We start from the raw sequence: 24328 nt of genomic DNA on the forward strand, positions 1-24328 counted from the left end.
TAATCGCGAAAGAAGTCTATTCAAATCAAAGTCCTTTGTTCACTCAGTTTTAAAGATACCTAAACTGATTTGATTTCCGAAAATATGGCTGTGACTGAAACTATAACCACAAGTTCGAGAAAAAAATCGCGATAGGGTCTTTAGCAAAATAAGGCATGGACAAAAAGATTAAATTAAATTGTATACCTTGTTTTGTTACAGGCCCTTATAAGACTATTCGTTATGATAGGGCAGATTGTTGAGTATTGAAAATGACCGATAAATTTGTTCAAGAACAATTAACTGAGCTATTAAATGATTAAATGTTAAATTTGATAACGAAACATTAAGATTCGCTCTTTTTTTTAATTCATCACTAAGGCCAAACGCACCACCGATTAAAAACACAACTCTTTTTTTTCCTGAATTTAATATTAAATTTATATTTTTAGAAAAATCCAAGCTATTTAAGGACTTTCCTTTTTCATCAAAGACAATTAAAAAATCGTCTTTTTCTAGAAAATCAAATATCTTTTGAGATTCTTTTTCTACACGAGCCTCTTTAAAACTTCGATTAAAGTTTTCACCCTTTATTGTTTTCATTTCAAGTTTAACAAAATGACTTATTTTTTTTTGATACAACTGAATAGCTTGATCAGACCATTCTTCTTTGGCAGACTGAAGATTTAAGAAAATAAACTTCATTCTTCTAAATTCATTGCCTTAGCATTTTTCCATAATTTCTCTAGAGAATATTCTTGTCTCACATAATCATAAAAAACATGAACAATTAAAGACCCGTAATCAACAACCACCCAACGACCTTCACCCGTTCCCTCAACACTCTGAGGCAATAGATTAAACTCTTCTTTTACTGCTTGGGTTAATCCTTCGGCCAAGGAAATGGCATGTCGAGTGGACGTCCCCGAAGCGATCAGCGTGTACTCTGAAGAGGATGATAAACTTGTTAAGTCGTAGGCTGCAATATTAACAGCCTTCTTCTCATTGAGCTGTTTAGAGCAAAACTGGGTAAACTGAGCATAGTCTTTAACTTTGAGCCCTTGTTCACGATATATTTGATTTTCTTTAATATAATTCTCAACACCAAGTGGTAGGTATTTTATTACCGGACGTCCTGATCTTAACTTTTTTCTTAACTCTGTAGAGGAAATTTCGACATCATTTAAGGAAACAAATTGAATACTTCTTCCATTTTTTAAGTCTAAAAAATTAAACTCAATTTCGTTTGTTACAGGTTGTAAAAACTTAGGAAGATCAGAAAAGCTTTGTGGCAAATGATATCCAGACCTGGTCGTTACAACCAGATTTGTTTCGTTTATTAAGGTTAAATAGTCCTTCCACTTATATAGATTTTCTAAATTATCAACTCCAATAATTAAATAAATCTCTTCTGGCTTATAAGTTTTTCTGTATTCCTTAATAGTGTCTATTGTATAACTCAAGCCCCCTCTTCTGATTTCTTGATCATCGACTAAGAAATATTTGTCATAGCCTTCAATGGCTTTTGCTAACATTTCCAGTCTTTGCTTTGAACTAGGTCCTTCAACTGGGGTTTTAAGAGGGTTTTGATGATTGGGAACGATGGCAATTTTATCAAGGCCCAATTTCCTTCTTACTGTTTCCAAAGCATTAATATGTCCAAGGTGGGGTGGGTTAAATGAACCGCCAAAAATTCCAATTTTCATATATTTTCCTGATTAAATAATTTATCGGTTAAGAACTGAAGTAAATCTTTAATGTTTTTTCCTGTAAACGCAGATATCGCAATAACTTTGACATTAAACTGTTTATTAAATTTTGAAATTAAAATTGATAATTCCTCTTCTGAAAGAGTGTCAATTTTATTTAAAACGACAAACTGAGGTCTCCCTGTTAAAGGAAAAAAATCAACTTTGTCTTGATTTTTTTTATCATACATCTCTAGCTCGTAGATCAAATCCAAGTAATCCTGAAGGGGATCTCTACCTGACAACCCAGAAGCATCTATCAAATGAATAAAAAACTTGGTCCTTTCAATATGCTTTAAAAACTGTATCCCGAGGCCAACTCCTTGATGAGCGCCCTTTACAAGTCCAGGAATATCTGCCACAACAAATGTCTTAAAATCAGCTGCTTTGACAACTCCAAGATTAGGAGCCAGCGTCGTGAAGGGGTAATCTGCGATCTTTGGTTTCGCCGCTGAAATCCTAGAAATAAGCGTTGATTTTCCAGCATTAGGAAATCCAATGATTCCGACATCAGCAATGAGCTTGAGCTCAAGAGTCACTTCTCTCTCTTCACCTTCTTCTCCTGGTTGAGCGTGTTCAGGCGCTTGATTGACGGAAGTTTTAAAAAAGTGGTTTCCTTTTCCCCCGCGTCCACCCTTTAATAAAACAAATTCATTGTGCTCTGCCATATCGACTAATACTTCAGAGTTTTCTGTTTTTACAATGGTTCCCTTAGGAACCAAAAGAACAAGATCCATTCCATTTGCTCCAGAACAACGAGCCCCTTCCCCTGGAGAACCATTGTTGGCAATATATTTTTTGTTGGCTTTGAAATCGACTAAAGAATTTAAATGAGGACTGATTTTTAAAATGAGGTCCCCACCTCGACCGCCATCACCACCATCAGGTCCACCGCGAGGGGTTCCAGATTCTCTTCTAAAACTGACGCAACCAGCACCTCCGTGCCCAGATCCAACTAATATTTTAATTTCATCAATAAATTTCATGACCAATACCGCCAATTTTTTTTAACCTATTTGTAAAGAAAAAGGGAGTATGAAACTCCCTTTTTAAAATTTTACAATTTTTATAGGCTTTTAGGTCTCTTCTAAAGATTACTCTATTTTTAAGCTGTTTTAGGATAAACTGAAACTTTTAATTTTTCCTTCGAAGCTCTTTCAAATTTTACAACTCCTTCGATAACAGAGTAAATTGTCCAATCTCTTCCAACTTTAACATTATTACCAGCATTAAATCTTGTTCCACGCTGTCTTACAAGAATAGTACCTGGAAGAACTGATTGCCCTCCAAACCTCTTAACACCTAGGTTTTTACACTGCGAATCGCGACCATTCTTGGTACTACCACCAGCTTTTTTCGATGCCATTTCTCACTCCTATCAATAATTCCCAATAATATTTTAAATATCTACTTTTATGTCGATTTTTTTGTAGCTTTTTTTACAGCCGATTTTTTCGCCTCTGTTTTTTTCGCAACTTTTTTTGGCGTCGCTTTCTTGGTTACTTTTTTAGCTGTCTTCTTTTTGGAAGACACTTTTTTTGTTTCATCTTCACCTAGAGCTGTTGCTTTGTTGGCCTTTAATCCAGCTTGCACCTTTGCTTTTCTCGCCTCAACTTTATCTTGAATTCTTTGAGCTCTTAATGCCGCCATATCAGAAATCTTTGGTTGAGCTTCTGTTGTTTCTGTTTTTCCTTCTGGAGAAGTGATCGCTTTAACAAATAACTCAGTAAAAGGTTGCTTGTGACTTTTAAATTTTCTAAATGAATGTCTTCTTTTCTTTTTAAAAACAATGACCTTTGGGCTCCTGGCTTGCTTAGTTACCACAACAGTTACAGAGGCATTTTTAACCACTGGCTGGCCTACATGAGTTACATCTCCACCTAATAGCAAAATATCGCTAATGTTAAATTCTGATCCTAATTGCTGTTCAAGCTTCTCAACTTGCAAAACATCACCGGGTTTTACTGTATATTGTTTTCCACCAGTACGAATAACTGCGTACATTTTTGTACCTCCAAGAACGGGATTAAGCTCGATGTTAATGCCACTAAGCTCATTAATTGTCAATAATTTAATCAAACTATTTCATATAAATATAGGGGTCAATGAATATTTAGATTTTTACATTATAAATAGTTCATATTGTTCAAGATGATAATTAGGCTCAATTTTAAAAGCGACTGATTTTTTTAATTTTCGTTCTAATTGTTCAAGGGTCTCGCCCTCGAACTCATAAATCCAATCCACTATTTCACTCCGACAGTGAACAACGAAATTATTCTTCTGGTTTTCAACCATTCCAACTTCTCGCTCTAGTTCTCTGAAAATTTCATTTGCCACTGTTGATTTTCTTTTAATATAGCCCTTCCCATCACAGTAACTACAGGGTTCACACAGTATTTTAATCAAGCTTGGGCGAATTCTTTTTCGAGTCATCTCTACCAGACCCAAAGAGGACATGGATAAAACATTGACTTTGGCTCTATCTTTAATAATTTCTTCCTTTAAAGCTTCAATGATTTTTTCCCGATGACTGTCTTTTTCCATATCAATAAAGTCTATGATAATAATCCCGCCACAGTTTCGTATTCTTAATTGATGAGCAATCTCTTTAACAGATTCTAAATTCGTTTTTAAAATGGTGTCTTCCAAGTCTTTTTTCCCGACAAATCGACCCGTGTTCACATCAATAACTACAAGTGCTTCCGCTTCATCAATAACAATATATCCACCCGATTTTAACCATATTTTTCGGTCCACCGATCGAGATATTTCTAACTCGACATTATACAAATCAAACAAAGGCTTTGGCTCTTCATAAAGAATAATATTTTGCTTATATTTAGGCATCAGTTGCGAAACAAATTTAGTTACTTTTTTGTGAACTTCCACATCATCAACCCAAACAGAAGTTACCACTTCACTCATTAAGTCCCTGAGGGCTCTTAATTCCACATCCATCTCTTGATGGATCTGCCCTGGGGTTTTTTTCTTTTCATAATTTTTAAGGATCTCTTTTGATAGCCTATCTAGATACTCAATATCTGATCTTAAATTTTCTGCAGTGGCACCTTCCCCGGCTGTCCTGACGATGACCCCTCCGGTTGGGTTGATTTTTTGAACTAATTCCTTGAGCCTTTCACGCTCTTCTTCATTTTCAATTCTACGAGAAATTCCTAAATGCCTAATAGTTGGCAAGTAAACAATAAATCTTCCTGGTAAGGAAATATGGGTCGTAAGCCTCGCTCCCTTGGTGCCTAAGGGATCCTTCGCCACTTGAACCAAGATGGACTGCCCTTCTTTGAGTAAATCTTGAATTGGTGTTTTGTTGTCATTCTTTTGCGGAATACCCTCTTCATCATAAATTGTCTCTGAAAGTGGTTCTTCCCTATCTAAGTCTGAAAGGGGATAACTATCTGAGTCTAGGTCTTCCCTGATATCTCCAACATAAAGAAAAGCTGCCTTTTCTAGACCTATATCCACAAACGCTGCCTGCATGCCTGGCAAAACACGTAAAACAGTTCCTCGATGAATAGCTCCTACCAAAGTTGGAGATGTTTTTCTTTCAATTTTCAAATCCGTAAGGACCCCAGAGTCAACATAAGCCACCCTTGTCTCGTGTGGTCTTACATTAATCAAAATTTCAGCAGACATATTGGCTCCTAAAAATTAGCAGTCCAGATTTGTTTTAAATAAAACCCTAAAACACCCGTCGAGGTTTATTGTATTAAAATAATACCGATAAGTCATACATTAAAGATATTATGTATTCTACATTAACCGGGAGTTAGCTGTGGCAGCAATAGATGATTTATTCAAAATCATGGTTGAACAAAGAGCATCAGATTTACATATCACCAGTGGGGCACCTCCTTTTTTGCGACTACACGGAAGAATGATGCCTCTAAATTATAAAGAATTAAACAGCCAAGAAGTTCAAGGTTTGCTTTTTGAAATTTTAACTGAAAAGCAAAAAAAATCCTTTGTTGAAAAATGGGAGTTGGATTGCGCTTATACTCTACAGGGCGTGGCTAGATTTAGATGCAATGTTTTCATGCAGAGAAAAGGACTTGCTGGTGTTTTCAGGATTATCCCAGAAAAAATCAAATCAGCTCAAGAGCTCAATATTCCCCAAGGGATTCTGGATTTGTTGGATTGTGATCGTGGTTTGATTCTTGTGACGGGTCCAACTGGTTCTGGAAAATCAACAACTCTAGCTGCCATGATTCACGAAATAAACTTAAGCTCTGAATCGCATATTATCACGGTTGAAGATCCCATCGAATTTGTGCATCAAAATATCAAGTGCATCGTGAACCAAAGAGAAGTCGGCTCCCACACCAAATCTTTTGCCAATGCCCTCAAAGCAGCGCTGCGAGAAGATCCAGATATTATCTTAGTGGGAGAGTTGCGAGACCTTGAAACCATTTCATTAGCTCTGACTGCCGCAGAAACGGGTCATATTGTTTTTGGAACTTTACATACGAATAATTCTGCAAAAACGATTGATCGAATTATCGATGTTTTTCCTTCTGGACAGCAATCTCAAATCAGAACCATGCTTTCTGAAAGCTTACGTGGAATTGTGGCTCAAACTCTTTTTTCTCGAGCTGACGGACAGGGACGAATTGCCGCCTACGAGATTTTAAGAAACTCAAAGGCCATTGCCAATCTCATCAGGGAGGGCAAAATTCACCAAATCCCATCAGCTCTTCAAACAGGAACTTCTCTGGGCATGATTACTTTTGAAAAATATATCGAAGATCTAGTAAAAAAAGGAAAGGTATCCAGTGCTGATGCTAAGACCTTTTTAGGAAAAGAAAGTGAATCTTCGTCCTCAGTAGCGTCCGTCAAAAAATCAAGCTAGTAAAAGCATTCTAAAATGGGTTGTAAAAAATACTATCATGTGAAATTTCCTTTTTGTTGAACTATTTATAATTTCGATTTAAACACTTGAATCTAGTCTTTCAATTATGATTCGGGATTCCCTATAAAAAAGGAGAACCCATGAGCAAATTTTTACGAATACGAACCATTTTAGCTCTGGCAACATTTTTATTTTCTATGATTTCCAGTGCGAGCAATAAACTTACCTGTTTGAATCAAGCCACCGGAGCAGCTTTAGAAGTTAGCTATTTTGGTGCCCCTTCCTATTACAATACTAACGGCGAACTACGTTTAAATCATATTCTGGTTGGTTTCTTTAGATCACAAGGCCTCAACATAGAAGCGCCTTATCTTTTTGAAGGTTATACTAATTGGAGTTATAATAATTTTTCTTTTACTGCCGGAACGCCAAAAGCATTTTCACTTAATTTTTCTGCCGACTCTGGTGGCTTAAAACTTTACTATGTTCAATATTCTAGAACGACTCCTTCAACTTTTTTCTTTAACTCAGGAGAATGCCGCTTTAATTAATACACAAAAAAGAAAGTCTACCAATTGTGTTGCCACAAGGTAACCATGGCTGTTGGTTGACGGTTGTTATCATAAACAACATAACCGACTCCGGTTATAAGCCCTAAGAGAACGCCTATAGTGATATTATCAGTGTGCTCTTGGGGTTTTCCATAAAAACTCAATGTACTTAATCCCAAAACTCCGCCACCAATACTTGTAAATAAGACGGTTGCGGTGGTTCTTTTAACAGTTGAAGAGTTTAATCCGCTCTGCGCTAAACTGTTTTGTGACCAAAGAAACAAAATGGTACTAAAAAAAAGAATCCTTAGAATGACGTTTTTCATTTCACCAACCTATCATTGAACATTCAATTTTGACAATTCCTTTTACCCAGGGGTAAATTAAGAGCTGTCCAACTTATTTTTAGATAGATTCTTAACCCCAATCAGAGAAAATTCGGAGACCCAGCAGAATATGGATACAAATTTCAGTAAAACTAATTATGATATAGCAAAATATATCGATCACACCATGCTCAAACCAGAAGCAACTGAATCACAAATTAAAAATTTATGTATGGAGGCTGTAGATAATCGTTTCTACTCTGTTTGCGTCAACTCTGTCTGGGTTCCTTTGTGTTCGTCTTTACTTAAAAATTCGGAGGTTAAAGTTTGTAGCGTTATTGGATTTCCCCTTGGCGCCATGTCAAGTCAAAGCAAGGCTTTTGAAACCTCTTGGTGTGTTGAAAATGGTGCAAGTGAAATAGATATGGTCTTACAGCTTGGTTTTTTGAAGAACAATCAATTTGAATTTGTTGTCTCAGATATTCAAACGGTTGTCGCCGCTGCCAAGGGAAAAACCGTAAAGGTCATTTTTGAAACCTGCTTACTCTCCCATGATGAAAAAATCAAAGCCTGCGAGGCCTCTCTTGCTGGGGGAGCTCAGTTTGTAAAAACCTCAACTGGATTTTCAACTGCGGGAGCTACCATAGAAGACGTTCAATTGATGAAACGTATTGTTGGAAATAATGCAAAAGTAAAAGCCAGCGGTGGAATTAAAAACCTTGCCCAAGCCATGGCTTTTATTTCCGCTGGTGCGGAAAGGCTTGGTACTAGCTCTGGGGTTGAAATACTTAAAGGTCTTGAATCAAAACAAGGTTACTAATTCCATTTTAGAAATAAAAAAGAACAGCAGGGGTTTTTAATGACTTATTTACCATCAGAGTTAATCAAGAAAAAAAGAAATGGCTTCTGTCATTCAGAATCTGAAATAGATTTTCTAATTCAAGCTTACACTCGAAATGAAATTCCCGATTATCAAATGTCGGCATGGTTGATGGCGGTCTATTTTCAGGGCTTAAGTGATGAAGAAATTTTATACTTAACAAAATCAATGATTCATTCTGGTCAAGTTGTTAATTTTAAAAGTATAGACACCTTTAGAGTCGATAAACATTCTACCGGAGGAGTGGGAGATAAAACAAGTTTGATTCTTGGTCCTATTGTTGCTGCGGCAGGAATTCTCGTTCCTATGATTTCTGGCAGAGGCTTGGGACATACCGGTGGAACCTTAGATAAACTTGAATCTATTCCTGGCTTTAATACGCAGCTAACTTTGAAACAATTTGTTGAGAATGTAGAAAAACATCATATTTGTTTTATTGGACAAACCAGAGAAATTTGCCCTGCTGATAAAAAAATATACGCCTTAAGAGACGTCACTTCCACCGTAGAAAGCATCCCTCTGATTTGCGCTAGTATCATGTCGAAAAAACTAGCAGAAGGCATAAATGGTTTAGTTTTGGATGTAAAAGTTGGCTCTGGTGCTTTTATGAAAGATTTATCAAAAGCTGAAGAATTAGCTCGCCAATTAATGAATATTGGAACGGGTTATGGAAAGAAGGTGACAGCTGTGTTGACAAATATGAATCAACCACTTGGAAGATTTGCAGGAAATGCATTAGAGGTATTTGAATGCATTGAAATCCTTAAAGGAAATAGGTCCCAAAATAGCTTAGGAGTTGATTTATTTCAAGATACGAGGGAACTAAGTCTTGTTCTTTCAGCACACATGATACTTTTATCAGGAAAATATAAAAACTATGAAGCTGCCTATCAAAAAGCTACAGAGCTTTTATCTTCTGGAAAGGCATTAAAAAAATTTGAAGAGCTCTGTGAACTTCACTCTGGAAATCTAAATCAATTCAAAATTCTACCCCCTGCTTATGAAATAAAATCCCCCTCTTCAGGCTTTTTTTCCTTTGTTAATACTGAAAAAGTGGGCGTTGCCTTGATCCAATTAAAGGCAGGACGAAATCAAAAAGAAGATATTTTGGATCTTCATTCGGGGATTGAATTTCATTTTAAAACTGGCGACCACGTAACCGAAGGTGATACCCTTTTTACTCTTTATGGCTCAAATAAAAGCTTATTCCCACTTGCTGAAAAGCTGCTAATTGAATGCTTTAAAATTTCCTTGCAAAGATCTTCAAAAGAAGATCTTATCTATAAAGTGATGTTGTCCTCTTAAAGAAAAAAGTTGGGAGTCCTTTTGGTAAAAACGGCGATAGAAAAATTAACTGAAACTGTTGGTTATATTCGAAGCCAATCTCCTGTAAAACCAAAAATAGGAATTATTCTTGGCTCTGGACTTGGTGCTTTTGTCGACCAGGTCCAAGTAAGCACAAAAATTCGCTACGATGATATTCCTCATTTTATGCCCCCAACAGTAGATGGGCATCAAGGTAATTTAATTCTTGGTCATGTGGGCATCAATCCTGTGGCAATTCTTCAGGGGAGAAATCATTATTACGAAGGTCACAGCATGGAAACCGTTGTTTTCCCAACTAGAACTTTAGCTATTTTAGGAATAGAATATTTAATTTTGACTAATTCTGCTGGTGGTTTCGGCGAAACCATGCAACCGGGTGATTTCATGTTGATAGAAGATCATATTAATTTAATGGGAAATAACCCATTGATGGGTCCAAACATCAAAGAACTGGGACCTCGATTTCCTGATATGACTGAAGCCTATGATAAAAAATTGTTAGAACAAATGGAAAAAATTCTCCAACAACAATCTACAAAATATCATAAAGGCATTTATTGTGCAGTCAGCGGCCCTACCTATGAAACCCCAGCAGAGGTAAGATATTTAAAGCAAATCGGGGGTAAAGCTGTTGGCATGTCAACCGTTCCAGAAGTCATTGCCGCCAATCACCTTGGCTTAAGAGTCGCAGCACTAAGCTGCATCACCAATTTGGCTGCTGGCCTGTCGAGGCAAAAACTCTCTCACCAAGAAGTCACCGACACAGCAAAAAAAGTAGAACAAAAATTCACTCACTTTATGAAAGAATTTGTCGAAAATATAGCTTAGGTTATAATGACTTTTGAATAAAACCTCTTTAACTCTTCCTCCGAAAATTTCATCCAAGTCTTATATGTTTTTCTGTAAATTAATTTTCGGTTTCGCAGAGCCATTTCTTGGTTGGCACAAAAGTATCAATATGTAAAAATAAAATATTGCCTTCCATGTCTAGAAAGTAGGTGGCTTCTTCCGTACTTAAATCCCAACTTTGAACCACGACCTTGTAACCAAGTGAAACGTTAGTTTGAGATTCAAATTTATAGGCAGAGACTCTCATGGGATTAGACTGACCTTGTATAACTAAAGATGTATTCATTTCTTTCATATAGGCATTAATGGCCTTTTGTTCTGCTATTGTTAAACTTAAAATATTATTCACTGAGATTTGATATTTTTCTTTCAGGGTATAAGGTTTTCCTGAATTTATTTTCCTGACATTTTCTTGACAAGAAATAAGTCCTTGAAAGGCTTTTTCTTCAGAACTGGCATGACCGGATGTTTCAATAGAAACTATGTAAAACAACAAAGACCCGGTCGTAAAAAAATAGAATAACTTTTTTAAAAAAATAGAACTAATCATTTTACGATTCCCCTAAAAAATCTCGAAACAATTAAGAAATTTTTCCCTGTCAATTTGGAGCCCACCCCTGTAATAATTTCTAAAAAAAATTCCTATCTACATTTAAGTGGAAGTATACAGGCCCCAAATTTTCAATTCCTTTAACCAGCAATAACAGTGCCTATTTTAAAGACTTGGACCTTCAGCTAGATTTTTATTTTTAGACTCCCTAAATAAGGAAATGACTCCGATCTGTTTACCCGGAAGGACTTTCAGTTAGTCACATCATTGAAAGACCACCTAATGGGAGATTACATGGAAGTAAAAAAAATCATCGGGGTTCTTTCGTTTTCGCTATTTCTTATCTCTTGCGCAAACGAAACTGGCAAAACGCCAAAGAGTGTTTTTGAAAAAAAGAACTCTCAATCAAGCTCTACTGACAATTCTAGTTGTCAGTCAGAAATGCTAGAAAATAAATATGTGGTTTTGTGGGAAGATGGAAGTTTTACCTACGAACAAGGCTCTGATGAAGATACCTTTAGAGAAGGTTTTGTTAAAAACAATTTACCTCGCATTAAAAAAGTTTTTTATGACAAAAAAATGAAGTTTCTGAATGATTCCGAAGTTTCCTCAGTAAAGGTTCATTCGGAAACCTCAACGGCGCAAGCTACAAGCGCTCCAGAGCAACTATGGGGACAGCGAATGATTAAGGCCGATGAGGCTTGGAATCAAAATTTTTATGGTGATGGTGTTTTAGTGGGTGTTGTTGATTCCTATGTGGACATATCTCATTCCCAATTAAAAAGTCAAATTTACACTAATGAATTAGAAATTCCAGATAATGGTATCGATGATGACAAAAATGGATTTATTGATGATTACCGCGGGATGAGTTTTACCGGTGAAGAAAAATACACCATCAGCAATCCTCACGGTACCCATGTCAGTGGGATTATTGCCTCTAATCATGATGGTTTGATGAAGGGAATCGCTCCTCATGCTAAAATTATTCCTGCACCTTTTATTACCAACAATGGCTCCGGCTCCCTTGGTGATGCCATCAGGGCGATGAATTATGTTGTGGATAGAGGTGCCAAAATAATCAATGCTAGCTGGGGGGACAGCTCTTGTGCTAAATCTTTGAAAGAAGCATTTCAAGCTATTTCTAATCAAGGAGTTTTAATTGTCGTCGCTGCAGGAAATAGTGGAAATGATTTGGACTATTCTCCTTCTTTCCCTGCCTCTTTTAGTTTTCCAGGGCAAATCACCGTGGGGGCTTCGAACGAAAATGATTATATGTCTTCCTTTTCCAATAGCAGTTTTAACTTAGTGCATTTGGCCGCGCCTGGAGATTTAATTTTTAGCACCACCCCATCAGAAAAGTATGATTATTTAAAAGGAACGAGCATGGCGACACCTTTTGTTTCAGGTGCCGCGGCTGTTCTTTGGGGAGCTTTTCCAAAGGCCTCTTCTGTACAAATCAAGGAAGCGCTGGTCCAATCTGTAGAAGTAACTCCAAATCATGAGTTTAGAGTGGTATCAAAAGGCAGATTAAACCTATCTAAAGCCATTAGCTTTATGAAGCGGTTTTAATCTTTAATCTGAATTAAGGAAACCGAGGCCACCTTGTTAAACAATGATATCCTGCGAAGTGTTCGAAATATTTTAGACATAAGAGATCCTAAAATTATTGAAATCGCAAAACTAACAAATTACGATGTTAGCCTTGACGACGTCGTTTCATTTTTAAAAAAGGAAGAGGATCCTGGTTTTAAAAAATGTGATGATATTTTTATGTCTCATTTTTTGGATGGACTCATTATTTATAAACGAGGAAAAAAGGAACCGCAGGCTCTCTCCCCCACTCCGGCGCCCCCTGTCAGTCATGTTATTACGAATAATTTAGTTCTTAAAAAATTACGAGTCGCCTTTGAGCTTAAAGAAGAAGATATTCTTTCTTTGCTTGAAAATGCAGGGTTTAAGGCTTCAAAGCCCGAAATCAGCGCTATTTTCAGAAATGAACAGCATCGAAACTTTCGACCCAGTGGAGATCAATTTCTAAGAAACTTTCTTAAGGGTTTAACGCACAAAATTCGTGGTATAAAAAAAAGCTAAACTTTTCACAATATATTTAATAGAGTTACACGTTCTTCATTTAATGAGTCTGTCCCCAAAAGGTCAGATACAAGGCGTGATTCCGTTAAAAAATTCGTGGAGGCTTAAGTGCGCTACTATATTATTGAATTAAAAAATTATGTTGGGCAAAAAATTGAGCTCAAAGGTTGGGCTTATCAAACCAGATCCTCTGGCAAAGTGAAATTTATGGAATTGCGCGATGGAACGGGAATTGTTCCTTGCGTGTTCTTTAAAGGTGAATGCGATGATCAAGCACTTGAGCTCTTTGATAAAATAACTCAAGAAACCACGGTAAAATTAATTGGCACCGTCAGAAAGCATCCAAAACATGAAAATGTTTATGAAATGGGTGCTCAATCCATTGAGATTTTGGCTCCTTCTGAAAATTATCCCATTTCTCCAAAAGACCATGGGACAGATTTTCTTATGGAAAATCGTCATCTTTGGCTTCGTTCTAAAAGACAACATGCAATCATGAGGCTCCGGCATGAAATCATTTATGCCATAAGAGATTTTTTTGATGGCCGCGGCTTTACTTTAACTGACGCACCTATTTTCACTCCAAGTGCTTGTGAAGGAACAACTAATCTTTTTGAAACCAAATACTTTGATGAAAAAATGTATTTATCTCAATCGGGTCAATTGTATATGGAGGCTACGGCCGCAGCTTTTGGTAAGGTTTATTGCTTTGGTCCAACTTTTCGAGCCGAAAAATCAAAAACACGCAGGCATTTGATTGAATTTTGGATGGTTGAACCAGAAGTTGCCTTTAATGACATGTACGATAATATGGAGTTGGCTGAACAATTCATAGAGTACATTGTTCAGCGTGTGCTTAAAAATCGCCCTGATGAGTTCAAGATTTTAGAAAGAAACACCGCCAAACTTGAAGTGATCAAAGGATCTTTCCCACGCCTTCACTACAAAGAAGCCGCAGACCTGGTAAAAAAAGAAAATCCAGAATTTAATGTCGGTGATGATTTCGGAGCCACCGATGAAACGATCATTTCTTCCAAATTTGAAAAACCTGTTTTTGTTCACCATTACCCTCAAGCCATCAAAGCCTTTTATATGAAGGAAGACCCCAAAGAACCAGGATATGCCATGGGTTGTGATCTACTCGCTACGGAGGGCTATGGCGAAATTATCGGTGGTGGTCAGCGTGAAGAAAGTATTGAAAAATTATTAACTAAAATTAAGGAACATAAATTAGACGAAAAAGATTTCCAATGGTACTTAGATTTAAGACGCTATGGTTCCTTCCCTCATAGTGGCTTTGGTCTTGGTGTTGAGAGGGCTGTCGCATGGATTTGCGGGCTGCCTCATGTGCGGGAAACCATCCCCTTTCCAAGGCTGTATGGTCGAAGTTACCCTTAAAAAATTGTATTTTTGATTTACGTTTTTAGATTATGTATTTTTAAAATGATGCAAATTATACTAATTATACTTTAACTCTATTTAGGAGAACTGATGGAAACAGAAAATTTAAACATTCAAAAGCTTCAAGAACTTGAAAGACGAAATGAAGAAGCTATGCGTGGCGGTGGAGAAGCTCGAGTCTCTAAACATAAACAAGGTGGACGCCTCACTGCCAGAGAACGCTTGGATGTTTTGCTAGATCCTGGAAGTTTTGTAGAAACGGATCGATTCGTCACGCACCGGTGTACTAATTTTGGCATGGAAAAAAATGTAGTAATGGGTGATGGAATCATCACTGGTTATGGGCGCGTCAATGGAAAATTAGTTTATGTTTCTAGCCAGGATTTCACGGTTATTGGTGGTTCCATGTCGCGAACTCAATCAAATAAAATTTGTAAGGTTATGGATTTGGCGGCTAAAAATGGTGCTCCTTTTATTTCCATCAATGACTCTGGAGGAGCACGAATTCAAGAAGGTATCGAATCCCTTGGGGGTTATGCGGATATTTTTACTCGAAACGTGACTTCCAGCGGAGTGATTCCTCAGATTACGGCCATCATGGGCCCTTGTGCGGGTGGAGCGGTTTATTCACCCAGTATTACGGATTTTGTCTTTATGGTTCAAGATTCAAGTTACATGTTTGTCACTGGTCCCGACGTTATTAAAACAGTCACTCATGAAGATGTGACCAAAGAGGATTTGGGCGGAGCAACGACACATTCGCAAAAATCGGGAGTGGCCCATTTCGCTGTAGAAAATGATAAAAATTGTTTGTTAATGATTCGTGAATTGCTTAATTTTTTGCCTGCTAATAATCTAGACGATGCGCCCATTTTACCTTCGGCGGATCGGCCTGATCGCATTGTTGAAAAACTAAATACTTTGATTCCCGATAACCCTAAAAAACCCTATAACATGATTCAGGTAATTACAGAGTGTGCTGACGAAGGTTATTTTTTAGAAGTTCATAAAAATTTTGCACAAAATATTGTTGTTGGTTTTTCTCGATTTAATGGCCGTCCCGTAGGGATTGTTGCGAATCAACCTCAAGTACTTGCTGGTTGTTTAAATATTGAAGCTTCAAGAAAGGCCGCTCGTTTCATTCGCTTCTGCGATGCTTTTAATATACCAATTGTGAGCTTTGTTGATGTTCCTGGGTTTTTGCCCGGTCGAGATCAGGAATGGAATGGGATCATCACTCATGGAGCGAAATTGCTTTATGCCTACGCTGAAGCTACTGTTCCCAAAATCACTGTGATCACCAGGAAAGCCTATGGTGGAGCTTACATCGTTATGGGGTCAAAGCTTTTAAGGTCCGATGTGAATCTGGCTTATCCTTCTGCTGAAATTGCTGTGATGGGTGCCGAGGGCGCTGTGAGTATTATTTCTCGTGCAGAGATTGAAAAGGCCAAAGATCCTGTTGCTGAAAAAGCTCGTTTGATTGAAGAATATGAAAAGAAATTTTCAAATCCCTATATCAGCGCTGAACTGGGATATACAGATGAAATCATCGAGCCTGCAATGACTCGAAAAAGAATCATCGATTCGTTAGAGATGTTGAAAAACAAAAAAGAAGTCAATCCCCCCAAAAAACATGGAAATATTCCTCTTTAAAAACAGATTAACTTCACTTGAAGGAAAAAGTAAAAAATGAAAAATAATAAGCTCCCTTTTAAGAAAATTTTAATCGCAAATCGCGGAGAAATTGCCATCCGAATCACACGAGCTTGTCGCGAGCTTGGCATTTCTGCAGTCGCAGTATTTAGTGATGCGGACAGAGACAGTCTTCATGTTTTTTTGGCCGATCAGGCTTACAATATAGGACCAGCACCATCTAAAGAGTCCTATCTGAATATTCCTAAAATTATCAGTGTGGCCAAGGAGGCTGGCGTTGATGCCATTCACCCTGGCTATGGTTTTCTCTCTGAAAACACCCATTTTGCTCGAGCTTGTAAAGAAGCCGGGATCGTTTTTATCGGCCCAACATCAGAAAATATCGAAGCCATGGGCGATAAACTTTCCGCAAAGGCCTTAATGAAAAAAGCCAAGGTGCCCACCGTACCTGGAAGCGATGGCGGAGTTGAAACCTTAGAGCAGGCTAAGCTGATAGCTGCAGAGATTGGTTTTCCTGTTATTATAAAAGCTTCTGCGGGGGGTGGTGGAAAAGGCATGCGAGTCGTCCGCCAGGAAAGTGAGTTAGAGAGTGGATTTCGCGCTTGCAAGTCAGAAGGGCAAAATTATTTTTCTGATCCGACAGTCTATATTGAAAGATTTATTAACGATCCAAAGCATATTGAAATTCAAGTTTTTGGCGACCAACATGGAAATGTTTGCCACTTATATGAAAGAGAATGTTCTGTCCAACGACGACATCAAAAAATTATTGAGGAAGCTCCGTCTCCCTCTGTTCCTCCAGAGGTCCGCTTACGAATGGGTGAATCGGCTGTTAGAGCTGCCAAGCAAATTAATTACGAAGGCGCGGGAACTATTGAGTTTATTTTTGATAACTCAACCAAAGAATTTTTTTTCATGGAAATGAATACTCGTCTTCAAGTGGAACATCCCATTACCGAAGCCATCACCGGGATTGATTTAGTAAAAGAACAAATCTTTGTCGCGGCAGGAAGGCCCCTAAGCTTCAAACAAGAAGATGTAAAAATAAAAGGTCATGCTATTGAGGCCAGAATCTGCGCCGAAGATCCCGTAACCTACAAGCCTTCCCCTGGAATGATTCGCGCCTGTCGACATCCACAAGGGCCATTTATGCGAGTTGATTCCTATGCCTATCCTGGCTACGAAGTTCCAATTTACTATGACCCCATGATTGCTAAGCTCATTACCTGGGGTGATTCTAGGGAAGATGCCATTCGTAGAATGCAACGGGCTTTAAGTGAGTTTGTTTTAACTGGAATTAAAACAAACATCGTGCTTCATAAAACTATTTTAGATCACCCTAAATTTCTAGATGGTAGCTATACCACTCAATTCATCGAAAAAAACTTTGAAGTGATCGAACCCCTTTTGTTTAAACAAATTGAAGATCCCATGTTTCTTATCGCCGCAGCCATCACGGCTTACAATGATCGCAAGTCAAAAGATGTTCGACATTTAAACATAACTTCTAACTGGAAACGAATTGGCAGAAAAATGTCAATGCGATTAGCCTAAGAACGCTGAGGTAAAAAATGTATTTTGAAGCAGACCTTAAAGGACGAAAATATAAACTAGATGTGACAGAGCTTCGACATAGCTGGAAAGTTTCCATACAACCTGAAAAGGGGGAATGGCAACACTATGACGTTTCGAAAAATGATTTCAAACAAGCTGAAGAATATATAAGTTTTTTATTTCAAGGGCAGTCCTATTTAGTGGATGTCATTGGCAAAGATACTAAATACACCGTTTTCGCAAGGAACTCATTTCGAAACATTAAAATTTTTAACGATGAGATGCTTTTGCATGAATCTCTTAAAAAAGGAGGCTCCATTGGTGGCGCTAACGAGCTTCGTGCCGGAATGCCTGGCAAAGTTATTGAAATTTTTGCCAAACAAGGTGAGATCATCAAAGCGAATAAATCTTTACTCATTATGGAAGCTATGAAAATGGAAAATGAAATGCGCTCCGACCGAGATGTAAAGATTAAAGAAGTTTGTGTTAAACAAGGCGACAGTGTCGAAGCTGGCGCCCTCTTGCTAAAATTTGAAGAAATTGGATAGAGCGCTAAGAAGGACCTTGTTAAGTTTACTAAAAATTCCAGATAAAACTTGCATTTTTATTCTTTGCTACTTGGTGAGCCATCAATGCCAGTTGATTTTCTTTGAACAAATCCCACCAAAATAACTCCAATATAATAAAGAACGACTAAGGGTACGAGCATTATCATCATGCTCATCACATCTGGGGGCGTTATGATTGCAGCAATTACTGCGAGGATCATCACGGCATAACGACCTTTTTCAATCAAAAATTTCTGAGAGACAATCCCTAACATTGCCAAAATACACATTATAAGTGGAAGCTCAAAGGACACTCCAAACATCAAACTAAATTGACCAACAAAATCGAGATAATGTTCTATCGTAATCAATGGCTTGTCTTCATTCCCACCAAAGTTAAATAAAAATTCAAACGCCATCGGTAAAGCTACAAAATAAGAAAACAAAACTCCAGATAAGAACAAAACCGTTCCTAAACTGATGAAGCTAGCGGCATACTTTTTTTCATTTCGATAAAGGCCAGGGGCCACAAATAACCAAATTTGGTAAATTATAAACGGACTCGACAAAATAATTCCCATAATAATAGAAATTTTAAAATGGGCCATAAATTTATCCATAGGAGCGGTATACACCAAGCCTCCACTTGGCAAATATTTTATAATGGGTTTTCTAACAAGATCAAAAATTTCATTACTATAATCGTAGGCGATACCTGTAAATATCATTAATGCCCACAAACTATTGACTAATCTCTTTCTGAGATCCCGGAGATGCTCTACAAGGGTCATGTGATGTTCTAAATTTTCTTGGGTTTGATCATTCATTCGGATTCTCTTTAAGATTTTGTAGGTTTTTCATCGATTGATTCATCGACTATGGTTTTTTTTTCAGTTGATTTATCTCCTGCAAGTTTCGAATCAAATAAGTTCAACTGGGTTTCGTTTTCTTTATCTTTTCCATCTGCAATCAATCGATGTACTTTGTTTTCTGCAATCTCCTCTGCCGGAGGAGACAATGATTTATTTTCTTCTGGATTTATAAAATTCAAATCAACTTTAGCTTGTTTTTTTAAATCATCGGTTAGTCCCTCGGTTGATCTTTTAAGCTCATTTAAAAACTTACCAATCGTTCTCGCAATCTCTGGAAGCTGATCAGGTCCAATGAGAATCAAAGCTAATATCCCCAAAACTAAAATTTCACTCATCCCTAAGCCAAACATTGTATACCCTTTGATTCCAATTCAATCATGTACGCCTAATTAGAACTCACAAACAAATAATACTCCAATTATAATTTTAACTTAAGAATTTTAATTCTACATAACTGGGCGCGTGACAAAATAGAATTATTATCTAATTTTGTTTATATGATTTTTTACTGTCATAAGGTACCGTAACAATTCCCATTTCATCTAATTTTTGTTTGGCAAGATCAGAACCTGTTTTTAAATAGCTATCATATAATCTAAGCAAACTTTGATTATTAGAAATCATCGATTTATGACTGATATAAGTTAGTGTCTCCACAAAGTCAGAAAATTGTTTAGAAAAAACTGCGAATACTTTTTTTAAAGGATCACTTTTACTTACCGAGTGGGAAAGCTCACCATAGGCATTACCACCCATATTCACATAGTAATCCACATCAATTATTTTTCTTGAAAGCGAATCGCCGAAAAATCCACTTATGTAAAGCGCTCTATCCCCTAACTTTCTTAACAAGTCCAGTTTCGTTGAATTTTCAGAATTAATTGCAACCAAATAAATCTCAGCTAACGTTTGAGGTTTTTTTTTGCCAGACTCATCTGCTATTTCAGTTTCAAAAAGATTTTCTGTTGAAAGAAAAAACTCTAAAAGTTTTACCAAATATTGTCTTACATACGGATCAGCTTTAATTCGACGAGAATTTAGAGCATCATCAATAGCATCATTAAAATAGTCCGAAGGACTTAGCAAAAGACTAAAATTTTCGTTCTGTATTTTAGGTCCAGTACTACTCATAATATTAGTTCCAGTTTACATTGTATAAAAATATTATCCTCAATTAAAGACAAGACTTACAATAACTAGACTTTTATCATTATTTTCTCATTTTGAGACATAAATGAGGGGCTCAAAATCACAATTCAGCAAACCATTTTATTGTTCTTAAAAAAATTAAACACTCGGAGGTGTGGCCCCAACCACGGATATTATCGATGGTGTTTGAAAGATTCGTTGGCTGACTCTTAAAATATCATCAGCAGTTACTTGAAAATATTTTTCAGTAGCTTTAAAAATCTCATCAGAGTCCATTCCGTAAATCACATCAAACAATATTCCCGTACAAATAGTTCCCTTTTTTTGTAAATCAATATCATTTCTTCCAGATAAATATTTTTGGGCACGTAATAATTCTTCAGAAGCCACCGGGGTCGTACAAAGTTTTTTGAATTCTTCCTTAAGCATGGATATCGATTTATCTACTTTTTCTGGTGAACAACCAATGTATCCCCCAAAATATCCTGTTTCTATTCCTTCCATTTTTATTGGAGATACCGAATAAGCTAAGGAGTTTTTGTCTCTTAGTTCGATGAATAATCGACCACCTTGGCCAGAAAGTATTGATTGAATCACTTCTAGGGTGTATCGGTCTTTATCTCCAAGTGGCAATCCACGATAAGCAACAACCACATGTGATTGCTCTTTCTTAAGTTCATGAAAAATCACCTTGTCTTGACTTAAATCACTTAATGGAAATTTGGATGAAAACTTTTCCCCAACGGGTATTTTTTCTATGATATGATTCAATTCTTGAACAAGTTTTGCCTTATTAAAATCACCAACAGCACATAAATACATGTTTCCTGATTTTAAAATGGCTTCATGATAATTTTTAAAATCCTTTTGAGTGAGACGATCTAAAGATTCTTTGCTTCCTAAAATTTCTTTAGCATAAGGATGACCATGAAACATTCCTTTCATAAACTGCATTATACAAACTTGAGAAGGATTATCGTTTTGAGACTGTATTTGATTCTTTTGTATCTGCTTTTCTCTTTGAATAATTTCTTCATCCCAAGTTGGGTTTAAAATCAGATCCCCAGTAATATCCAGTATTTCTTGTTCATTTAAGGATAAATAATTAAGGCTCAAACCAACAGTATTACGCCCAGAAAAAGCACTTAAACTCGCTGCCATTTTATCAATTTTTTCGTTGATTTCCTGCTCTGTAAACTTAGCACATCCTGCAGGCCACACTCTTGAATAAAGTTCTGCCAATCCACCTTGTGTCTCATTTTCTAATCTGACACCGCCTAAAAAAGCGATTTTAAGGGAGCAAGTTGGGGTTTCCTTTTGCTCACGATAATATAATTTTATTCCTCTTTTTAAAGTGACCACTTCGGTTTTAGCTTTTGTCGCTTCCAAATTAAAATTAAATTTTAATTTTTGTGGAGCAAATTTTTTTGTTTTTCCAATATATGAAATTTCTTCTTCTAGATCTTTCACGAATTGAGCAATGAGTGCTTTTCCTTCTGACACTGAATTTTTCGTCATCAAAACAAAGGTCATTTTTTTTGGATCCAAATATTTTTTTGCTAACTTTTGGATGTCTTCCGGCTGAAGGGCGTAAAGTTGTCTAAGGTATTCTTTATAGTAGTTAGGATCGTTCATGTAAAACTCAAGAGATCCCACTTTTCTTGCAAGACCATCAACGCTTTCCAGGGAATAGATTTGTTCAGAGGCAATATTTGTAATGGCCTTTTGAGTTTCTTCATGACTCGGTGGAGTTTGAATGAGTTTAATTATTTCCAATTTTAATTTTTCCAAATAGGCCGCTAAATTCTCTGGTTCTAAACTCGCAGAAACCGCAATAAGCCCTTCATCCTGTGGGGTAAAGGCAAAGGCCCCGGTCGAGTTAACGATGGGCGAATCCATTCTGAGTGACTTAACAAGTCTAGAGCTATCTCCTTGTCCAAGAATCAATGCAAGAACGTCTAAACCTGTAACGTCTTTATGCTTCACATTGGGTCCTTTGAAAGCTAAATAGGTAAGCGCTTCTTGAAATTTTGTTTCTTGAACAAGAATTTGTGTTTTAGTTTGAACTGGTTCTTTTTTTCGCACCACTTTTTTAATCTTATAATCTTTAAATCCTCCAAAATAAGATTCTATTTTTTTCTTCATGTCTGCAGAGACAAAATCCCCAGCGACAACCAGAAACATATTTCTAGGGGCATAACGGCTATGAAAGTACTCCACTATTTTTTTTGCCGATAAGGTTTTTATGTTTTTATCATAACCAATAACGGGAACTTTATAGGCATGATTTTTATACGCTGTTGAAAATAACATCTGGGAAATCTGTCTTTGCGGAGAGTCTTCTCCTCTTTTGATTTCTTCAATAACTACTTCTCGCTCATTATCAATTTCGTTTTTATCAAAAGTTGGATACCCCATCATTTGACTGATAACGTCTAGCCCCACATCGGAATACTGTTTTGAAATGGTGACATAAAACACTGTTTGATCAAAGGAAGTATAAGCATTTAATTCTCCGCCAGACCCCTCAACCGCAGAGGCTATTTCCCCCAACTTGTATTTTTCTGTTCCTTTAAATACCAAATGTTCTATAAAGTGAGAAATACCTTCTTCATTTTTTCCCTCATCTGCGCTTCCTGTTTTAACCCACATTTGAATGGAAACCACCGGCGATTTATGGCTTTCTACAAGTAATACCTTTAAACCATTTTTTAGTTGATATTTTTTGGACATACTCTATTTTCTCCCTATGTTGTTCGGTGTCTATTTTCATATTCCCTATTGTATTCAACGCTGCACCTATTGCGATTTTGCGACCTACGAACAATCACAAATACTGCCACCAGATAGTTACACCCAGCTAGTGATTAAAGAAATCGCTTTGAAAAAAAGGTTATTCCTTGGCGGCTCAACGACTCGAGAAATAAACACAACCTATTTTGGCGGCGGCACTCCAAGTCTTTTTTCCATTGAAAATATTGTACTCCTATTGGAAGCCTTATCAAGGGAAGGATTTTATCGCAGTCCAGATGCAGAACTCACCATTGAAATAAATCCTGGAACCGTGAATGAGCGAAAATTAAATCAGTATCTAGAGTTGGGTTTTAATCGATTCAGCCTTGGTGCTCAAACCTTTAATCAAAATCATCTAAAAAGAGTCCATCGCGAACACTCTGTAGAACAGACCTTGGAATCCTTGGATCTTTTTAGGCGCTACAAGTTAAATTTTAACTTCGATATTTTATTTGGTCTTCCTTTTCAAAATGTCGAAGAATTAAAAGAGGACATTCTTCGAGCTGTTTGTCTGGGGTCTACTCATATAAGTCCTTATTACCTGACCGTTCCGGAGGGACATCCTTTGTCTAAAAACCGCCCCCCCGAAGACGCGCAAATTTCCATGTTCGAGACTATTGATCGCGAACTAACTCATAGTGGGTATTTTCGATATGAACTTTCAAATTATGCAAAACCAGGTTTTGAGTCCAAACACAATATGTTATATTGGACGGATCAAGAATATGCTGGATTTGGACTTTCAAGTCATTCTTATGTTAAACAATCTTTTGAAAATAGCACCCCCTGGGGATCAAGGTTTTGGAACCCAAATAATATAAAAATTTATGAGAATGAAATTAGGGAACAAAGCTCTCAAAATGATTTTTGTTTTATCTCGCCAAAGGAGTTGCCAAAAAAATATTTCGAGGTTCTTGCTGAGAACCAGTCCTTAACAGATTTTTGTCATACATCGTTAAGAATTGCCAGAGGTATTGATTTGTCACAATTGGAAGCAAAGTTTTCAAATACTTTCTATCAACAGGCTCTATCTTCCTTTAGAAAGCTTACCGCCGGTGGTCTTTTGATTGAGACACCTATGGGTTTTTCCCTCTCAAATAATGGAAAAATGATCAGTAATTTTGTTTTTCAAAAATTGACTTTTTAAGATAGATTCACACCTTAATAGTTGTATATACAAGGGATAAA

Annotated in this window: 24 protein-coding genes; 12 read left to right on the forward strand and 12 right to left on the reverse strand. The window is 37.0% G+C overall.

The genetic code is table 11. The features are described from left to right. Window positions 1–213 precede the first annotated feature (213 nt). The 6 genes from J0M15_00830 to J0M15_00855 form a co-directional block, all read right to left on the reverse strand. Complete coding sequence (locus tag J0M15_00830) at window positions 214–684, reverse strand: 23S rRNA (pseudouridine(1915)-N(3))-methyltransferase RlmH (GenBank protein ID MBN8535569.1); 471 nt, start codon at window positions 682–684, stop codon at window positions 214–216. Then, on the reverse strand, window positions 681–1685 hold the full coding sequence (nadD, locus tag J0M15_00835) for a nicotinate (nicotinamide) nucleotide adenylyltransferase (protein ID MBN8535570.1): 1005 nt from the start codon (window positions 1683–1685) through the stop codon (window positions 681–683). The genes J0M15_00830 and nadD overlap by 4 nt, the downstream gene beginning before the upstream one ends. Next, the gene (gene obgE / locus J0M15_00840; protein MBN8535571.1) at window positions 1682–2713 is read right to left on the reverse strand and encodes a GTPase ObgE; all 1032 of its coding nucleotides are present in this window, start codon (window positions 2711–2713) and stop codon (window positions 1682–1684) included. Before obgE ends, nadD begins: the two co-directional genes overlap by 4 nt. 119 nt (window positions 2714–2832) lie before the next feature. Further along, on the reverse strand, window positions 2833–3093 hold the full coding sequence (gene rpmA, locus J0M15_00845) for a 50S ribosomal protein L27 (protein ID MBN8535572.1): 261 nt from the start codon (window positions 3091–3093) through the stop codon (window positions 2833–2835). Window positions 3094–3140: 47 nt separating this feature from the next. Beyond that, complete coding sequence (gene rplU, locus J0M15_00850; GenBank protein MBN8535573.1) at window positions 3141–3731, reverse strand: 50S ribosomal protein L21; 591 nt, start codon at window positions 3729–3731, stop codon at window positions 3141–3143. Between the two features lie 117 nt (window positions 3732–3848). Next, window positions 3849–5381: an Rne/Rng family ribonuclease gene (locus J0M15_00855; GenBank protein MBN8535574.1), complete on the reverse strand. Its 1533-nt coding sequence runs from the start codon at window positions 5379–5381 to the stop codon at window positions 3849–3851. Window positions 5382–5520: 139 nt separating this feature from the next. On the opposite strand from J0M15_00855, the gene J0M15_00860 reads away from it, so the two are divergent. Then, window positions 5521–6594 carry a type IV pilus twitching motility protein PilT gene (locus J0M15_00860; protein MBN8535575.1) on the forward strand — a complete coding sequence of 358 codons (1074 nt, stop codon included), beginning with the start codon at window positions 5521–5523 and terminating at the stop codon, window positions 6592–6594. A 140-nt stretch (window positions 6595–6734) separates the two neighbouring features. Beyond that, window positions 6735–7145, forward strand: a complete 411-nt coding sequence (locus J0M15_00865; protein ID MBN8535576.1) for a hypothetical protein — start codon at window positions 6735–6737, stop codon at window positions 7143–7145. Window positions 7146–7162: 17 nt separating this feature from the next. Here J0M15_00865 and J0M15_00870 read toward each other — a convergent pair whose 3' ends face one another. Then, window positions 7163–7471 (reverse strand): hypothetical protein, encoded by a 309-nt coding sequence (locus J0M15_00870; GenBank protein ID MBN8535577.1) that lies wholly within the window; start codon window positions 7469–7471, stop codon window positions 7163–7165. A gap of 130 nt (window positions 7472–7601) precedes the next feature. On the opposite strand from J0M15_00870, the gene deoC reads away from it, so the two are divergent. The 3 genes from deoC to J0M15_00885 are packed head-to-tail and all read left to right on the forward strand — an operon-like array spanning window position 7602 to window position 10505. Then, the gene (gene deoC / locus J0M15_00875) at window positions 7602–8291 is read left to right on the forward strand and encodes a deoxyribose-phosphate aldolase (GenBank protein MBN8535578.1); all 690 of its coding nucleotides are present in this window, start codon (window positions 7602–7604) and stop codon (window positions 8289–8291) included. Window positions 8292–8330: 39 nt separating this feature from the next. Further along, on the forward strand, window positions 8331–9656 hold the full coding sequence (locus J0M15_00880; protein ID MBN8535579.1) for a thymidine phosphorylase: 1326 nt from the start codon (window positions 8331–8333) through the stop codon (window positions 9654–9656). 21 nt (window positions 9657–9677) lie between these two features. Next, window positions 9678–10505: a purine-nucleoside phosphorylase gene (locus J0M15_00885; protein MBN8535580.1), complete on the forward strand. Its 828-nt coding sequence runs from the start codon at window positions 9678–9680 to the stop codon at window positions 10503–10505. A 79-nt stretch (window positions 10506–10584) separates the two neighbouring features. Here J0M15_00885 and J0M15_00890 read toward each other — a convergent pair whose 3' ends face one another. Continuing rightward, window positions 10585–11076, reverse strand: a complete 492-nt coding sequence (locus J0M15_00890) for a hypothetical protein (GenBank protein MBN8535581.1) — start codon at window positions 11074–11076, stop codon at window positions 10585–10587. Between the two features lie 294 nt (window positions 11077–11370). On the opposite strand from J0M15_00890, the gene J0M15_00895 reads away from it, so the two are divergent. The 6 genes from J0M15_00895 (at window position 11371) to J0M15_00920 (ending at window position 18326) form a co-directional block, all read left to right on the forward strand. Beyond that, window positions 11371–12648 (forward strand): S8 family serine peptidase, encoded by a 1278-nt coding sequence (locus J0M15_00895; protein MBN8535582.1) that lies wholly within the window; start codon window positions 11371–11373, stop codon window positions 12646–12648. 33 nt (window positions 12649–12681) lie between these two features. After that, entirely contained in the window at window positions 12682–13170 is a 489-nt protein-coding gene (locus J0M15_00900) for a DUF1456 family protein (GenBank protein MBN8535583.1), read from the forward strand. A gap of 108 nt (window positions 13171–13278) precedes the next feature. Continuing rightward, window positions 13279–14568, forward strand: a complete 1290-nt coding sequence (gene asnS, locus J0M15_00905; protein MBN8535584.1) for an asparagine--tRNA ligase — start codon at window positions 13279–13281, stop codon at window positions 14566–14568. A gap of 93 nt (window positions 14569–14661) precedes the next feature. Next, on the forward strand, window positions 14662–16224 hold the full coding sequence (locus J0M15_00910) for an acyl-CoA carboxylase subunit beta (GenBank protein ID MBN8535585.1): 1563 nt from the start codon (window positions 14662–14664) through the stop codon (window positions 16222–16224). 36 nt (window positions 16225–16260) lie between these two features. Continuing rightward, window positions 16261–17778: an acetyl-CoA carboxylase biotin carboxylase subunit gene (accC, locus tag J0M15_00915; protein MBN8535586.1), complete on the forward strand. Its 1518-nt coding sequence runs from the start codon at window positions 16261–16263 to the stop codon at window positions 17776–17778. A gap of 17 nt (window positions 17779–17795) precedes the next feature. Then, window positions 17796–18326 (forward strand): acetyl-CoA carboxylase biotin carboxyl carrier protein subunit, encoded by a 531-nt coding sequence (locus J0M15_00920; protein ID MBN8535587.1) that lies wholly within the window; start codon window positions 17796–17798, stop codon window positions 18324–18326. A gap of 56 nt (window positions 18327–18382) precedes the next feature. Here the strand turns inward: J0M15_00920 and tatC are convergent, their stop codons facing one another. The 4 genes from tatC to J0M15_00940 all read right to left on the reverse strand — a co-directional run bounded on the left by tatC (window position 18383) and on the right by J0M15_00940 (window position 23080). Next, complete coding sequence (tatC, locus tag J0M15_00925) at window positions 18383–19153, reverse strand: twin-arginine translocase subunit TatC (protein MBN8535588.1); 771 nt, start codon at window positions 19151–19153, stop codon at window positions 18383–18385. 11 nt (window positions 19154–19164) lie between these two features. Next, window positions 19165–19548 carry a twin-arginine translocase TatA/TatE family subunit gene (locus J0M15_00930; GenBank protein MBN8535589.1) on the reverse strand — a complete coding sequence of 128 codons (384 nt, stop codon included), beginning with the start codon at window positions 19546–19548 and terminating at the stop codon, window positions 19165–19167. 133 nt (window positions 19549–19681) lie between these two features. Further along, the gene (locus J0M15_00935; protein ID MBN8535590.1) at window positions 19682–20329 is read right to left on the reverse strand and encodes a hypothetical protein; all 648 of its coding nucleotides are present in this window, start codon (window positions 20327–20329) and stop codon (window positions 19682–19684) included. A gap of 156 nt (window positions 20330–20485) precedes the next feature. Beyond that, on the reverse strand, window positions 20486–23080 hold the full coding sequence (locus tag J0M15_00940; protein MBN8535591.1) for an insulinase family protein: 2595 nt from the start codon (window positions 23078–23080) through the stop codon (window positions 20486–20488). A 16-nt stretch (window positions 23081–23096) separates the two neighbouring features. Between J0M15_00940 and hemW the strand changes: the two genes are divergently transcribed. Further along, the gene (gene hemW / locus J0M15_00945; GenBank protein MBN8535592.1) at window positions 23097–24287 is read left to right on the forward strand and encodes a radical SAM family heme chaperone HemW; all 1191 of its coding nucleotides are present in this window, start codon (window positions 23097–23099) and stop codon (window positions 24285–24287) included. Window positions 24288–24328 lie beyond the last annotated feature (41 nt).

The organism is Deltaproteobacteria bacterium (assembly GCA_017302835.1).
Lineage (GTDB): Bacteria > Bdellovibrionota > Bdellovibrionia > Bdellovibrionales > Bdellovibrionaceae > UBA2316.

What these genes read in the sequence shown, in the direction of transcription:
- J0M15_00870 (MBN8535577.1), bottom strand. Translation starts at nt 7,471, where the DNA reads ATGAAAAACGTCATTCTAAGGATTCTTTTTTTTAGTACCATTTTGTTT.
- J0M15_00910 (MBN8535585.1), top strand. Translation starts at nt 14,662, where the DNA reads ATGGAAACAGAAAATTTAAACATTCAAAAGCTTCAAGAACTTGAAAGA.
- accC (MBN8535586.1), top strand. Translation starts at nt 16,261, where the DNA reads ATGAAAAATAATAAGCTCCCTTTTAAGAAAATTTTAATCGCAAATCGC.
- J0M15_00830 (MBN8535569.1), bottom strand. Translation starts at nt 684, where the DNA reads ATGAAGTTTATTTTCTTAAATCTTCAGTCTGCCAAAGAAGAATGGTCT.
- J0M15_00880 (MBN8535579.1), top strand. Translation starts at nt 8,331, where the DNA reads ATGACTTATTTACCATCAGAGTTAATCAAGAAAAAAAGAAATGGCTTC.
- rplU (MBN8535573.1), bottom strand. Translation starts at nt 3,731, where the DNA reads ATGTACGCAGTTATTCGTACTGGTGGAAAACAATATACAGTAAAACCC.
- hemW (MBN8535592.1), top strand. Translation starts at nt 23,097, where the DNA reads ATGTTGTTCGGTGTCTATTTTCATATTCCCTATTGTATTCAACGCTGC.
- J0M15_00895 (MBN8535582.1), top strand. Translation starts at nt 11,371, where the DNA reads ATGGAAGTAAAAAAAATCATCGGGGTTCTTTCGTTTTCGCTATTTCTT.
- rpmA (MBN8535572.1), bottom strand. Translation starts at nt 3,093, where the DNA reads ATGGCATCGAAAAAAGCTGGTGGTAGTACCAAGAATGGTCGCGATTCG.
- J0M15_00855 (MBN8535574.1), bottom strand. Translation starts at nt 5,381, where the DNA reads ATGTCTGCTGAAATTTTGATTAATGTAAGACCACACGAGACAAGGGTG.
- obgE (MBN8535571.1), bottom strand. Translation starts at nt 2,713, where the DNA reads ATGAAATTTATTGATGAAATTAAAATATTAGTTGGATCTGGGCACGGA.
- J0M15_00865 (MBN8535576.1), top strand. Translation starts at nt 6,735, where the DNA reads ATGAGCAAATTTTTACGAATACGAACCATTTTAGCTCTGGCAACATTT.
- deoC (MBN8535578.1), top strand. Translation starts at nt 7,602, where the DNA reads ATGGATACAAATTTCAGTAAAACTAATTATGATATAGCAAAATATATC.
- J0M15_00935 (MBN8535590.1), bottom strand. Translation starts at nt 20,329, where the DNA reads ATGAGTAGTACTGGACCTAAAATACAGAACGAAAATTTTAGTCTTTTG.
- tatC (MBN8535588.1), bottom strand. Translation starts at nt 19,153, where the DNA reads ATGAATGATCAAACCCAAGAAAATTTAGAACATCACATGACCCTTGTA.
- J0M15_00930 (MBN8535589.1), bottom strand. Translation starts at nt 19,548, where the DNA reads ATGTTTGGCTTAGGGATGAGTGAAATTTTAGTTTTGGGGATATTAGCT.
- nadD (MBN8535570.1), bottom strand. Translation starts at nt 1,685, where the DNA reads ATGAAAATTGGAATTTTTGGCGGTTCATTTAACCCACCCCACCTTGGA.
- J0M15_00940 (MBN8535591.1), bottom strand. Translation starts at nt 23,080, where the DNA reads ATGTCCAAAAAATATCAACTAAAAAATGGTTTAAAGGTATTACTTGTA.
- J0M15_00890 (MBN8535581.1), bottom strand. Translation starts at nt 11,076, where the DNA reads ATGATTAGTTCTATTTTTTTAAAAAAGTTATTCTATTTTTTTACGACC.
- J0M15_00920 (MBN8535587.1), top strand. Translation starts at nt 17,796, where the DNA reads ATGTATTTTGAAGCAGACCTTAAAGGACGAAAATATAAACTAGATGTG.